13 protein-coding genes are annotated in these 13700 nt (G+C 65.8%); 9 read left to right on the plus strand and 4 right to left on the minus strand.

Features of this window, described 5'->3' with window-relative positions; all coding sequences use genetic code 11:
* Positions 1 to 37 precede the first annotated feature (37 nt).
* From D0D37_RS23415 to D0D37_RS23430, 4 genes are all read left to right on the plus strand, one after another.
* On the plus strand, positions 38 to 1681 hold the full coding sequence (locus D0D37_RS23415) for a PstS family phosphate ABC transporter substrate-binding protein (RefSeq protein WP_244223636.1): 1644 nt from the start codon (positions 38 to 40) through the stop codon (positions 1679 to 1681).
* A 69-nt stretch (positions 1682 to 1750) separates the two neighbouring features.
* Entirely contained in the window at positions 1751 to 3385 is a 1635-nt protein-coding gene (locus tag D0D37_RS23420; RefSeq protein ID WP_167493558.1) for an ATP-dependent DNA ligase, read from the plus strand.
* A gap of 154 nt (positions 3386 to 3539) precedes the next feature.
* Positions 3540 to 4841 carry a S53 family peptidase gene (locus tag D0D37_RS23425; RefSeq protein WP_244223637.1) on the plus strand — a complete coding sequence of 434 codons (1302 nt, stop codon included), beginning with the start codon at positions 3540 to 3542 and terminating at the stop codon, positions 4839 to 4841.
* Between the two features lie 120 nt (positions 4842 to 4961).
* On the plus strand, positions 4962 to 5609 hold the full coding sequence (locus D0D37_RS23430; RefSeq protein ID WP_116202714.1) for a Pr6Pr family membrane protein: 648 nt from the start codon (positions 4962 to 4964) through the stop codon (positions 5607 to 5609).
* Here the strand turns inward: D0D37_RS23430 and D0D37_RS23435 are convergent.
* Positions 5569 to 6546 carry an oxidoreductase gene (locus D0D37_RS23435; protein ID WP_244223638.1) on the minus strand — a complete coding sequence of 326 codons (978 nt, stop codon included), beginning with the start codon at positions 6544 to 6546 and terminating at the stop codon, positions 5569 to 5571. The genes D0D37_RS23430 and D0D37_RS23435 overlap by 41 nt on opposite strands.
* A complete protein-coding gene (locus D0D37_RS48085; RefSeq protein ID WP_244223639.1) occupies positions 6539 to 6787 on the minus strand; it encodes a hypothetical protein in 249 nt (82 codons plus the stop codon). Before D0D37_RS48085 ends, D0D37_RS23435 begins: the two co-directional genes overlap by 8 nt.
* A gap of 94 nt (positions 6788 to 6881) precedes the next feature.
* Here D0D37_RS48085 and D0D37_RS23440 point away from each other — a divergent pair, with 94 nt between their 5' ends.
* The 5 genes from D0D37_RS23440 to D0D37_RS46770 all read left to right on the plus strand — a co-directional run bounded on the left by D0D37_RS23440 (position 6882) and on the right by D0D37_RS46770 (position 11692).
* Entirely contained in the window at positions 6882 to 7505 is a 624-nt protein-coding gene (locus D0D37_RS23440; RefSeq protein WP_116202715.1) for an MBL fold metallo-hydrolase, read from the plus strand.
* 1075 nt (positions 7506 to 8580) lie between these two features.
* Positions 8581 to 8814: a hypothetical protein gene (locus D0D37_RS23445; RefSeq protein ID WP_116202716.1), complete on the plus strand. Its 234-nt coding sequence runs from the start codon at positions 8581 to 8583 to the stop codon at positions 8812 to 8814.
* A gap of 1150 nt (positions 8815 to 9964) precedes the next feature.
* Positions 9965 to 10864 (plus strand): ParB/RepB/Spo0J family partition protein, encoded by a 900-nt coding sequence (locus D0D37_RS23450; protein ID WP_244223640.1) that lies wholly within the window; start codon positions 9965 to 9967, stop codon positions 10862 to 10864.
* Positions 10865 to 10969: 105 nt separating this feature from the next.
* On the plus strand, positions 10970 to 11275 hold the full coding sequence (locus tag D0D37_RS46765) for a hypothetical protein (RefSeq protein WP_162834419.1): 306 nt from the start codon (positions 10970 to 10972) through the stop codon (positions 11273 to 11275).
* A gap of 81 nt (positions 11276 to 11356) precedes the next feature.
* Positions 11357 to 11692 carry a hypothetical protein gene (locus D0D37_RS46770; protein ID WP_162834420.1) on the plus strand — a complete coding sequence of 112 codons (336 nt, stop codon included), beginning with the start codon at positions 11357 to 11359 and terminating at the stop codon, positions 11690 to 11692.
* A gap of 75 nt (positions 11693 to 11767) precedes the next feature.
* Here the strand turns inward: D0D37_RS46770 and D0D37_RS23455 are convergent, their stop codons facing one another.
* Both D0D37_RS23455 and D0D37_RS23460 read right to left on the minus strand, forming a co-directional pair.
* The gene (locus D0D37_RS23455) at positions 11768 to 12610 is read right to left on the minus strand and encodes an ABC transporter permease (RefSeq protein WP_116202717.1); all 843 of its coding nucleotides are present in this window, start codon (positions 12608 to 12610) and stop codon (positions 11768 to 11770) included.
* Positions 12607 to 13551 (minus strand): ABC transporter ATP-binding protein, encoded by a 945-nt coding sequence (locus D0D37_RS23460; protein ID WP_116202718.1) that lies wholly within the window; start codon positions 13549 to 13551, stop codon positions 12607 to 12609. Before D0D37_RS23460 ends, D0D37_RS23455 begins: the two co-directional genes overlap by 4 nt.
* Positions 13552 to 13700: the final 149 nt, after the last annotated feature.

Here is a 13700-nt window from a genome sequence, read left to right on the forward strand (position 1 = left end):
CGTGAGCTTCGGGGAAATAGTGCGAACGCTTGCCGACGTGCTCACGTCCAGCCGCGGCCTCGTGCCCATCGCCGTCGTCGCGGGCGCGACAATCCTCGCCCCGATCATCGACCGCTACGTCATCCGGCGCAGGCGCGTCATCTACCGCGAGCTTTACAACTCGAAAATCGGCCTCAACCCGGTCACGCTCAGCGACTCGGACAACGGTGCGGTGCAAGCAGATCCGGAACTCGTGCGCACCGTACAGCTGCTGGAACCGCTCAGCGTAGTCGTGATCCGCATCCGCAACACCGGCAGCTTCGACATCGGCCCGGACGACTGGGAACACCCGCTGCAGTTCACCTTCGGCCGGCGAGTGGTCTGGGACGCGCGCGTGTCCGACGCCAAGGACGGGCTGCGTGAAGTGGTCCGAAAGGGACTTGAATTCTTTACTCACGACGAGCCTACGCCTGACAACGGAACCGCGCGACTGTCCGGAGTGCGGGCGTTGCTCCCGCAGCGGTTGTCCGCGCTGTTGCGGCAAACCGACGCACCGGTCGTCCAAGCACCGCAATGGCATGGAGTCCGTCTTGAACAGCTTTCGTTGAAGCGAAGGGAAAAGTTCAAGCTGGTCGTCGTGCTGCGCGAGCCGGACGACTGGCGAGGCGGGCCGCTGTCCAAGGAGCTGAACGTCACCGGACGGCTCAGCGGCGGCCGGATCAAAGACGAACGCAAACAGCGCTGGCTGTCGTGGCCAGTGGTGACCGGAGCGATCGGGGTGCTGCTGACCGGAGCGTTGCTGAGCATGCTCCTCGTCGCAGTGTCGCGCGGCTCCGAACCCGGCTGCGGCAACGGATCCCTCGCGGTACGCGGATCCAGCGCGTTCGCGCGGATCATGAACAGCGTCGCGGACGAGTACCAGCGGCTGTGTCCCGGTGCGACCGTCACGACGCAGGCAGTCGGAAGTGTGTCCGCGGTACGCGAACTGGGGCCGTTGCCCGCGGAACAGAAGGACAGCTTGGCCGTGTTGTCCGACGGCAAGGCCCCCGACGCCGGGCCGGATCTGGTCACGCAACCGGTCGCCGTGCTCGTGTACAGCCTGGTAGTGAACAAATCCGTCGGCGTCGACCACCTGAGCGGCGAGCAGGTCCGCGGCATCTTCAGCGGGAAGTACACCAACTGGGCGCAACTGCGCGCGGGCCGGTCGATGCCGATCCGGGTCGTCGGACGCGGGCAGGAATCGGGCACTCGCCGGACTTTCGAGGAAAAAGTGCTGGGCACGGCCGAACCGGGGCTCTCCTCGGACGACTGCCGGACGCCGGCCCGCGACCCGCACGCCGCGGTGGTGCGCTGCGAACGCGGCACGACCGACGAGCTGCTGCGCGCCGTCGGCGACACGCCTGGCGCCATCGGCTACGCGGACGTGCCGGCGGCCAAGATCGCCGCGGCAGGAGGCCGGATCGCGATGGCGAAACTCGACGACCGCTACCCCGACGTGACCAGTATCGACGCCGGGTATCGCTTCTGGACGGTGGAGTACTTCTACACCAAGGGTGTGCCGGAGAACGATTCGCTGCTGAAGCAGTTCCTCGACTACCTGCGCAGCAGCACGGCGCGGGCGGAACTGCAGGACGCAGGGTACACGCCGTGTGTGACGAAGCAGGGGCTGCTGGACCAGTACTGCACTCGTCCGGATGCCTGACCAGCTCTTTTTCACCCGGTCGAGGATGGGGCGGGAGTTTTTGTCGGTGGCGGGGGCGATGATGGCCGGGTGTTGTTCACCGACCTCGTCACCGCCTCCGCCGAACTGGCGGCCACGCGGTCACGGAAAACGAAGATCGCCGTGCTGGCCGCTGTGCTGCGCGCGGCCGAACCCGGCGAACTGCCCGCGGTGATCGCGTATCTCACCGGGCAGACCGCGCAGGACCGGCTCGGAGCTGGCTGGCGCACGCTCGCGGACCTTGCGGTCGAACCCTCGGCCACGTCCGCGGTCTCCGTGGCCGAGGTCGACGTCGCGCTCACGGAAGTCGCGGCCGCGGCTGGCGCGGGGTCGGTCAAGCGACGAGCGGAAGTGCTCACCGCCTTGTTCGCCCGGCTGACCCGTGCCGAGCAGGAGTTCGTGTTCCGGCTCGTCACCGGGGAGCTGCGGCAGGGCGCGCTGGAAGGCGTGATGGTCGACGCGGTCGCGGCGGCGGCCGAGGTGGAAGTAGAGCTGGTGCGGCGCGCGTTCATGCTGTCCGGGCGGCTGCCGGTCACCGGGCAGGCAGCGCTGACCGGGGGCGCGGCGGCGCTCGCGGAGTTCGGGCTGGAGCTGGGGCGCCCGGTGCGGCCGATGCTCGCGTCGCCGGCGGAATCGTTGGAGGAAGCCGCGGCGGAGCACGGGAACGCGATCGTCGAGTACAAAATGGACGGTGCGCGGATCCAGGTGCACCGGCAGGGTTCGGAAGTGCACGTGTATACGCGCACGCTGCGGGAAATCACCGGCAGCGTAGCCGAATTGGTCGAGCTGGTGCGGGCGCTGCCGTGCGAATCGGTAGTTCTGGACGGGGAAACCCTCGCGCTCACCGACGACGGGCGGCCGCGGCCGTTCCAGGAAACGATGAGCCGGTTCGGCAGCACGCGGGACGAACAGGTGCGGGCGTTGCTGCTGCGGCCGTACTTCTTCGACTGTCTGCATCTGGACGGAGTCGATCTGCTCGACGCGCCGTTGTCCGAACGCAACGAGGCGCTGCGCCGGGTGGCGGGCGAGCACGTGATCCCCGGCTCGGTCCGGCCCGAATCGCCGGCCGCGGTGCTCGACGCGGCGATGGACGCCGGGCACGAGGGCGTCATGGTGAAGGACCTCGATTCGATCTACGCGGCCGGGCGGCGCGGGCGCGCGTGGTTGAAGGTGAAACCGGTGCACACCATCGATCTGGTGGTGCTGGCGGCGGAATGGGGCCACGGGCGGCGCACCGGGAAACTGTCGAACCTGCATCTCGGCGCGCGCGATCCGGACGGCGGGCCGCCGATCATGGTGGGCAAGACGTTCAAGGGCCTCACCGACGAGTTGCTGGCCTGGCAGACCGAGCGGTTCCAGGAGATCGAGTCGCACCGCGACCGGTGGGCCGTCCACGTGCGGCCGGAGCTGGTGGTCGAGATCGAACTGGACGGGGCTCAGGTCAGCACGCGGTATCCGGGCGGGCTGGCGCTGCGGTTCGCGCGGGTGGTGCGGTACCGGCCGGACAAGGATCCCGGCGAGGCCGACACCATCGACACCGTCCGGGGGTTGCTGCGCGGCAGCCGTCCGGCGGAGCAGCCCGGCGCTGAGGGACCGGCTGGCCAGCCCGGTTCGGAGGAGCTGCTTGATTCCGCGGAGCTGTCCGGCTCGGAAGATCAGCCCGGTTCCGAGGAGGCGTCCGGATGAGCACCACGCCTGTCGTCCGGATGAGCGGGCATATTCCGGACATCGGGCAGTTTTCCCCGCCGTACTCAGGAAAACGCCCGACGAAAGTTGATGTCGCACTCGTGGCCGCGTGCCCGAGAGTGGGAGCACTGGCCTGCGTCGATGGGAGAAAAGCATGACGTTCCGGGTGAAATCAGCCGTCCGGGGAGTCGGACGGCCGATGACCCTGCTGGCGGGCGTGGCGCTCGCCGCCACCGTGGTGGCGGCACCGGCCAGTGCCGCGCCAGCGCCGCCGCAGCCGTCGCGACACCACTTCTCGGCCGCCGCGCAGTCGTTCGTCGGCGCGACCACCGTGTCCGATCGGGTGGCCCGGCTCAACGCGGCGATGGCCAAGCTGCCGAAGGAAAGCGGCGCGTACAACGCCACGAAGCTGTGGAACCAGGGCATCACCGGCGCCGGATCCACCGTGGCCACGCTGGTGTCGTTCGGCGACGACAAGGTCAAGCAGGTGCTGGACGAGTACTCGCGGCAGCACGGCCTGCCGCCGGCGAACGTCGAGGTGCTGCAGCCGTCCGGATCGGTGCCCGCGTGCACCGATCCCGGAGTGGACACCGCCGCCTGCCAGTCGTGGGGCGGGGAAACCGACCTCGACGTCACGATGATGCACGCGATGGCTCCGGCCGCGAAGATCGTCGTCGCGGCCACTCCGGTCGCCGAGACGCAGGGATTCGCCGGATTGCCGGAAATGATGCACGCCGTCGACTACCTGACCGAGCACCGAATCGCCGACGTGGTTTCGATGAGCTTCGGCACCACCGAGGAGAACTTCCCGTCGTTCGAGTCGATCAAGACCCTCGACCCGGCTCTGGAGCGGGCGAGCAAGGCGGGCGTCACGCTGGTGGCGTCCTCCGGCGACGACGGGCCGACCGGGGCGTACCTGCAGGGTCCCGGCAGGTATCCGTACCGCGTGGCGAGCTGGCCCGCCAGCGACCCGAACGTCACCACGCTCGGCGGCACCCAGCTGCACCTCGACGCGAACGGCGTCCGCACCCAGCCCGACGACCTGGTCAACGCGGCGGACAACGGGTTCAGCGAAGGGGCGGGCCTGTCGAAGGCGTACGCGCGGCCGTCCTGGCAGAACCGGGTCAAGAAGATCACCGGCAGCACGATGCGGGCGTACCCGGACATCAGCATGGAAGGCGTCCAGGGCACGTCGCAGTCGGCACCGCTGTTCGCGGGCGTGCTGGCGTTGGCGGTGCAGGCGAACCACGGACGGCTGGGTCAGATCAACCCGGCGCTGTACTCGAAGCTGGGCCCGAAGGGCACCGCTGCCGGAATCGTCGACGTCACCAAGGGCGACAACAGCCAGTTCAACGTCGAAGGCTTCAAGGCCGGTCCGGGCTACGACATCGCGAGCGGCTGGGGCACGATCGACGCATCAGTCTTCGTGCCTGCCCTGGTGAAGGCGGTGCGGTGATGCGGTAGTCCCCTAACCTCCGCCGCAAGCGGGCGCCCGGGCAAGTTCACCCGGCTCGACGCGACCGATCCTGGTCGTGTCGGGCCGGGCGGACCAGGCCGAAACCGTAGGGTCGGCGGCATGTCCTCGAAAGCGTTGGCCCGGCTGTGGTTCGGGGTGACCGCGGTCATCGTGCTGGCCGCGCTCGTGATTCAGATCGTCGCGCTGGTGCCGGCGCAAGGGCGGTACGCCAGCTTCGGCGGGCGGGTGGCGAACCTGTTCACCTATTTCACGATCATCTCGAACCTTCTCGTCCTCGTCACCGGCGCGGCTTTCGCTCGCGGACGCAGCACCTCGCCGCTGATGCGCGTGCTCTGGCTCGACGCGTTGGTCGGGATCGTGGTCACCGGCGTCGTCTACCAGGTCGCGCTCGCCGGACTGTACGAACTGCACGGGCTCAGCCTCGCCGCGGACATCCTGCTGCACCGCGTCACGCCGGTGCTGTGCGTGCTCGGCTGGCTGATCTTCGCGCCGCGCGTGCTGGAATGGCGCACCGTCTGGTGGTCGCTCGTCTACCCCTTGGCCTGGCTGGTTTTCACGCTCGTCCGCGGTGCGATCGACGGCTACTACCCGTACCCGTTCGTCAACGCCGACGACCTCGGCTACGGGCAGGTCGCGCTGAACTGCCTGCTCGTCGGCGTCTTCTTCGTCGTGCTCGCCAGCGGGGCCCGGCTGGTCGACCGTCGGCTCACGCGCGTACCCGGCGAAACGCGTTCAGCGGATCGCTGAGCCCAGCCTGGGCGAGCGCTCGCCACGCGCCGCGCTTGAGGTCGACCGGTTTGCCCGCGGCGACGCGGTGCATCTGCTGGGTGTGCCACTGAATCTCGAGCAGGCTGTCCGCGAGCCGGATTCCCGTGCGCGGGCACCGCCGTTCGGCTCGCACGTCCTCGCCCGCGAGCAACCGTCCCGGCAGGCCGGGGTCCACCGTGAACGGACGGCCGATCCCGATCACGTCCAGCGCACCGGATTCCAGCGCATCGGCCATCCCGGCCGCCGTGGTGAAGCCGCCGGTGACCATCAGCGCGACGTCGCTGATCTGCCGCGCTTTCGCGGCGTAGTCCAGGAAATACGCTTCCCGCCGCTGCGTACTCGCCCGACCGGACCCCATCATCACGGCCCGCTCGTACGTGCCGCCGGAGATCTCCAGCAGGTCGATCCCCGCCTCGCCCAGCGCGCGGACCACCTGCAGCGACTCGTCCTCGTCGAAGCCGCCGCGTTGGAAGTCCGCGCTGTTGAGCTTCACCGAAACCGGCACGCGATCCCCGACCGCGCCCCGAACCGCACGCACCACCTCAAGCAGGAACCGGCTGCGGTCGCGCCCCCACTCGTCGTCGCGACGATTTACCAACGGCGACAGGAACTGCGAAATCAGATAGCCGTGCGCGCCGTGAATCTGGATCCCGGCGAACCCAGCGTCGACGAACGCCCGCGCCGACACCGCGAACCGCGCCACCACCGCTTCGATCTCGTCCCCGGTCAACGCCCGCGGCGCCGCGAACGCCGTCCGAACCCCACGGTCGCCAAACGGCACCGCCGACGGTGCGACCGGCTGCCGAGACAGGTACCGAGGACTCTGCCGACCGGGGTGGTTGAGCTGCACCCACAACTGCGCGTCCGTCCCGTCCACGGACTGCGCCCACGACCGATACGCCGCCGGGTCAGGCACGCCCGGCACCGCGACGTTGCGGTTCGCCGAGCGCGGTGGGATCGACCATCACGTTGCCGGTCACCAGCAGGCCAGCGCCCCCGTGCGCCCACGTCCGGTACAGCCGCGCGAGTTCGCCGGACGGCGCGTTGCGCCGGTCGCCAAGCTGCTCGCTGAGCGCCGACTTCGCGAGGCGATGCGGCAGCACGGCCCCGCACTGCAGTTTGAGCGGTTCGGCGAGCAGATCCCGAGGATCGGTCATGAGCAGTCCCGTCGTCGCGGCTAACTTACCGCGAGTAAGAATACTCGAAAGTAGGTACCGGCGGTATGCCTCGCGGGCCACTAGGGTCTGCGGCATGACGGCGATAGTGCAGAACCTGGTCACGTCGGGCGTGTTCGAGCTCGACGGCGGCAGCTGGGACGTGGACAACAACGTCTGGATAGTCGGCGACGGCTCCGAGGTGATCGTGATCGACGCCGCGCACGACGCGGACGCCATCGCGGACGTCGTCGGAGAGCGCACGGTCCGCGCGATCGTCTGCACCCACGCGCACAACGACCACGTCAACGCCGCCCCCGCGCTGGCCGAACGCACCGGCGCGCCGATCCTGCTGCACCCGGACGACCGCGTCGTCTGGGACCTGACCCACCCGGACCGCGCCCCCGACGGCGACCTGGCCGACGGACAGGTCATCACCGTCGCCGGCACCGACCTGACGGTGCTGCACACCCCCGGCCACGCCCCCGGCGCGATCTGCCTGCACAGCCCCGACCTGGAAGTCCTGTTCACCGGAGACACCCTGTTCCACGGCGGCCCCGGCGCGACCGGCCGGTCGTACTCGGACTACCCGACCATCGTGAACTCCATCCGCGACCGCCTCTTCCCCCTCCCCGACACGACGATCGTCCGCACCGGCCACGGCGAGGCGACGACGATCGGCAAGGAAAAAGCCGCGTCTCGGAGCTGGCCGGTGGCCTGATCGCGGTGGAGTCATGGGCCGCCGCCAATCACACGCTGAGTGCCGCCCCCGGCTTTCTGGACCGGCGAGGCGCTCACCTTCCATCGCGGACAGCCGGCTACGCGGACCCGGACGGCTATGACCCACTCTGCTGAAGATCGACAGGGAAGCCGATTCAGCCGTTCAGGGAGTGATTCAGCACAATCAGGCAGTCCGCCGCCCCGGACCGCAGGGGAGTCTGCCGCAGTGTTGTTCCGAGCATGAAGCAAAGCACGGCGTCTCGGGGAGGCCTGGCCACGACGAAAGTTGCATGATCGGTGGAACGCCGGGAGCGCCGACAAGACCCGCCTCGCAAATTCGTGGCCAACGAGGCCCGGCGGTCCACGGCGATTGCAAGTCTGGCCGTGCGCCGGCTCGACCGCGATCGCCGAGTCGTTGGAAAGACCACCCACGACCGCTAAGCCAACCGGCGGATCGGCCCGACGCCGTCGCGCGACAGTTGTCGCGCGGCCAAGAACACCAAACTAGACTGGCAGCCCGGCCCGGAGTCCGAGAACGTCTTCGACCGCCAGTTCAGCACATGTCTTCCAGAACGAAGCAGGCCACCGATGTAACCCGTTCAGGATCTGAGAGCACAAGACCCCTGTCGCCGACGACAAACCTGTCCAGCCGCTGCGTGGTCACCTGCGCCCCAGCCGACGTTACGGCGAGCCACCAGTCCCGACAACTTTACCTCCAAGAACTTCTTCACCCTTCCGCGGAGAAGAACACGAAGCCGGCCCGGACCAGTGAGCCCTGATTCGTCCGCATCACCTTGTTCAGGCCAGTCCGATCCTCGGAGGCCAGGTCTCCTCACCGCCTGGAGGCTCGACCATGTTTCGACGCTCGCGGCAGCGGACAGGCACCCTTGGCGCGATGTCCCTCGTCAGGCCCGACCTGCGCGTGTACACCAAGAACCAGTACAGCATCCAACCGGAGGGGGGAGGACCTTCGCGGTTGGCCCGGCGAGATGCAAGCGCTCAAACCCGAGACCCACGTAGGTAAAAGTAGGCTGACGCCGGTGCACACGCCGCACTAACCTACCTGAGGAGGAATAATGGAATTCGAACGAAAAACCTTTGAAATCCGGCTGGGAATTTACGCGAGCGAGGCACAGGCGCAGGGACTGGTCGACCAGATCAGACTGATGCTGTGCCCGGATCCCGACCATCACTCCCCCTGCCCCATTCCTTGGGCCATCGGAATCCTGTCGGAGACTGAGCATCCTGACGCAGTCCAGTACCCGGGCCTCAAAGAACAGTACCGCGTCGAGCACCCGAACGATCAATAGACAGCGACACACTCCGACTGCACCGAGCCTCCTGCGACGTTGAGGTGACTGAGCGGCAGTTTAATGCAGGAATCAGGGCAGGAAGCGTGATCGGTTTCGGTGACGGTCGCGCAGTGTGCGGCCATGATACTGATGCCGTCGCGGACAGCATTGACTATGCTGGCGCACTTGCCCCGCCTCGGACCATAAGTTCGGCGATCGGAGATCTTCTCTGCGGTGACTGGCGGTCGCACTCGCAGATCGCGCTGGCGGCCCTGAAGGTGCCGCAGTCATCGTCCGCGGCACCGAGTGCTCCGTCCAGGGAAGAAGGCAGTCGGTATAACAATTGCGCACGATCACTGCGGCGAACGGCGGCAGGTTCTTGGGCCCTGAGAACCAATCGAGGTACCCAGTGCCATATCCGAGCCAGCAGTTCTACATGACGACAACGAATCACGCCTGAACAGCCCTCCGCAATGCCTGGACGAGGCGAGACATGTGCCTGGCACTAAACCGAGCCGAGAGCCAGTCCGACAGGCAAGCAGTCAACGCGTTCAGCGGCCGCGACCGCAGCGGATTCGGCGTACTGCGCGCATGTGACGATGCTCGATACCGAAATCACATGCCTCGGCAAAGCTGGCTCACAGCAGCAGTTTAGGACGGCGCGCCCATGAATCCGTTTGCTGCGCCCACGAGAACGCGCCGCTTCAGACAGCGTCCGGCCTGCTGCTCCAGCCGCCGCACCCGCTACGCCTGCGCCGCGGGACGCCGGAGATCGACGCAACGTGATCAACCTCCCGAACGAAGAGTTACGCCAAGCCCTGCTACCCCGAGGTAGCCACTGCTTGGTTGTTACACATCAACACAAGCAACGGGGAAGGCCCCAAGATCGACGGACCATCCGAACATTCGCCTAGCCGACCGAGCAACTCCGGCGTACCCTCCTTCTTCCTTGTTCACCACCTCTAGCGCGTGTACCTTGGCCGTTGAGGTGTCATGGATGTTGCCACTCACGGGGAGGGTGAAGTGGGGCAATATTTCGACGTGAATACCGTCCAGACCTTCACGAATAGGTGCACCCAGGGGGTTTCCTGTCATTTTCTGATCGAGACTTTGCCGAGTGGTCTCTGACTCGTCCACGGAGGCTTCAGAGCCGAACAAGATAGCCACCGTGGCCATCAGCGCATTACGACCAGCAGACTCACCGCGATCAGCCGGGGAGGATGAGGAACACGCACAACGGTTGGCGGAAGCCGACCAGGCGCTTCCGCCGATACTGGTACATCGAAGCACGATGCGCATCATTGATGGCATGCACCGGGTACGCGCAGCCAAACTCAAGGGCGCGCAAGATATCTCCGTTCGGTACTTCGAAGGCAGTGACGTAGACGCGTTCGTGGCGGGCGTGCGAGCCAACGTCGAACACGGATTGCCGCTGAACTCGAAGGATCGGCAAGCAGCAGCGAAGCGTATTCTGCGCTCGCGGCCGGAGTGGTCTGATCGATCCGTCGCCAAATCAGCCGGCCTCTCCGATAAAACAGTCGCCGCGATTCGCTCGCGTTTAACTTCGGAAATTCCGCAGTTGCCCACAAGAACAGGGTCCGACGGCAGGATGCGTCCGCTGGACAGCACCGACGGACGAAGACGTGCGCGTGATCTGCTCGTCCAGCAGCCCAATTTGTCGTTGCGCTCGATCGCCAAGGCAGCCGGGATATCCGTTCGCACAGCCAAGGATGTCCGCGACCGACTGAGCAGAGGAGAGGACCCGGTTCCGCCAAGCAGTCGTCAAAGTTCACGCGCCACTGAAAACGCCGGCCGTGCTGAGAGTCGTGACCTCACCGTACTGCTGGTCGAACTGCAGAATGATCCATCCCTGCGTTACAGCGAAAGCGGGCGTCGCTTGCTGCGAGGCCTGGGAGCTGGGTTGCTGACCAGTCAAGAATTCGACCGTGTCGCCGAGACTGCTCCCCCTTACGTCACCGAGAAGCTCGCTGCGGCCGCCGCGGCCTGCGCGGAGATCTGGCGCACACTTGCCGAAGACTTGTCTCGTCGAGCATCTGACAAAACCTGACTTCCACCGAGACTTGCCTAATTCACGGGGCTGTGTTTTTCTTTATTATGAAGAATTGATAGAAGTCAATTCTTTTATTTCCACCCCACACATCGAGGAGCATTCATGATCAAACGTGCAATTATTGGCGCGGCCGGAGCACTCGCAGCATTGAGCTTGTTCGCCGCCCCAGCCGCTACGGCGTCCCCCATAAGCACAAATTCCGCAGTCGCCGCGTCTGCACACGTGCTCGCCAGGTACACCATTACAGTGAAATGCGACCTAGTTCGCATCTCACCCTATGGCAATGTCGGCTACGTGTACGGCACGGGCAGCGCCAGCAGCTATGGTGCCGCGTTCAACAACGCAGAAAAGGACGCGAACACCCACGTGCCCGCAGGGCACTACAAGCGCCATTGCCGTCCTATCTGATATCCGCCGCGCAGGCCTGGAAAGGATTGTGAATTGTTCAGCTCGAGATTCCGCCGCGGCGGTGTAGCCGCTGCAATCGCCATGAGCCTGTTCATCGGCGGGTTTGGCGTGGCAATGGCCGAGGCAAGCCCTCGGGCAGCGACGGTCACTCCAACGTCCTACTGTGACGATTACCCTCCAGTATTCAGAGTTCTTGCTTCCAGCACAGACCCGATCGCCCTCGGCAGGGCGCTTGATACCTGGATAGGGTGGATGGAGGCCGCTTTCCCTCAAGTACCTCCGGCCAACCAGCCGGCGTTCCGGAAGTACATCAACCACATCAGGGACCTGCGCGGCGCGCTGACACCAGCGTCTATCGAGGAAATCCATGAGATCGCAAAGCCAATCCTGGCTTCAGTGATTGCTCGCTGTTCCTGACGAAAAGAACGAGGCGGTGGGGCGAGAGCGTTTCAGCTCTCGCCCCACCGCCTTGTCGTTGGGGCTACCGAAGAATCAGATGACGTCCCGCCGATTCAAGACGACCATGCTCACGACGACGGTGGCCAGGACATAACCGACGAGCACGATAGTCGCCGCGATCGGCACCGCGATGTCGGTAACCCCCAGCGGACCCCCCTGCCCCTGCACAGCGGCACCGAGCGCGTGCGCCAGCACGCCGGAATTCGGCCCGATGAGGATGGCCCGCAACGGCTTCAGGCCTTCGAAGGTGGCGGCGAGTCCCGCGAGCAGCGACTCCAGCGCGAGCGTCCACACCAGGCCGATCGCCAGCGCAGCTGCCACGCTGCGGAAGACAAAGGCCAGTGTGAAGCCTAAGCCCGCGAAAGCCAGCACGGAAAGCCAGCAGGCACCGAACGAGGCGACCAGGTCGCCGATCAGAGGCCACTGCTGAGATCGGCCCTCAGCAGCGGCTACGGCCGTCGCGCAGACAGCCGAAACAACAAAGGACATGACGACCAGGACAGCCATAACCGTCGCCAACGAAGCTAGTTTGCCCAGTACCACCGTCCTGCGGTCGGGTCGCTGGGTAAGCAGTGTGGTCATCGTGCGCCACCGATAGTCCCCGCCGCCGACCAGCGCACCGATGATCAAGGCGATAGCCGAACCGTAAAGCGGGTAAAGCGAAGCGTTGTAGTACGCGAGCCCATCGGGAACGAGGGTGTGAATCAGCGTTTCCGCCTTGCCGTGATCCGGTTTCGCCGCCTCTTTGCGATAGGTCAGGTATTGGACGAGGTAAGCGAACACCACGATCTGGACCAGCCAGACGGCGCCGGCCGCCCAAAGGGCGACTCTGCGTCGCAACTGGCCGAGCTCCGCGCTCGCCACTTGGATGATCATGCCGGCCGCTCCGATTGCTCGATGGACACCTGCTCGCTCGTCCCCGTCGCGAGTTCCATGAAGATCGCTTCGAGCGACCTCTCCTCTTGCCGCAACTCAGTCACCTGAACCCCGCCGAGAGCCAGCTTGCTGCTGATTGCGCCCAGTTCCGCGCCGTCTGATCGAAACCGGATCTCGCCGTTCGTCACTCGGAGGTCTCGCACGCTCTGCATCGCCGCCAGTATCGCGAGTGCATCGTCTTGAGGCGTCGCCTTGATGACCGTTTGCGGCGTGGTCCCGTCACGTCGCAGGTCCCCGACGGTGCCCTCTACCACCAATCGTCCTTCGCGGATGATCCCAATTCGATCGCATACGGCCTCGACTTCGGCCAGCAGATGGCTCGAAAGCATGATGGTGCGGCCTTCATCCTGCAACGAACGAATGAGATCTCTCATGGCGGCCATGCCGGCCGGGTCCAAGCCGTTTGTCGGCTCGTCGAGTATGAGCAACTCAGGTTCCTTGAGCAGTGCGGCGGCGACACCGAGTCGCTGCTTCATGCCGAGCGAGTAGGCACGGAACGGCGTTCGTTTTGCCTCCAGACCAACGCGTTCCAACAGCACCGGCACGGTCTTCGCAGACCGCCCCGAATAGCGGGCTAGGAGCTTTAGGTTGGCAGTGCCGGAGAGGAACGGATAGAACGCCGGAGCTTCGATGAGACAGCCGAGCTTCGCCAGCGTTGCGGGGAAGCCAGGCGGCTTTCCGAGTACCGTGATCGAGCCCGCTGTCGGCCTGACGAGCCCCGCCAGCATGCGCATGGTCGTCGTCTTGCCAGCACCGTTAAGCCCTAGAAACCCGTAAACCTCGCCACTGCGAATATTCAAGCCAAGATCGTCGACGGCACGCTGGCTCTTGCTGTAAACTTTGCTCAGCTTCTCCGTAACTATTACGGAAGGCGTGTTCATTTATCCCCCTGAAGTGATGCTCGGACATCGAGGCTAGCAGCAGCTCGGCGAGCGCGGCAAACAAATCTCACTCATTCAGTGGCTTGACGATGCAAGATCTCCGCGCACACCCTATTGGCAAACCGACAAAAGGGCACGCGCTTCACCGC

The sequence above is a fragment of the Amycolatopsis circi genome (assembly GCF_003385235.1).
In the GTDB taxonomy this organism is placed as follows: domain Bacteria; phylum Actinomycetota; class Actinomycetes; order Mycobacteriales; family Pseudonocardiaceae; genus Amycolatopsis; species Amycolatopsis circi.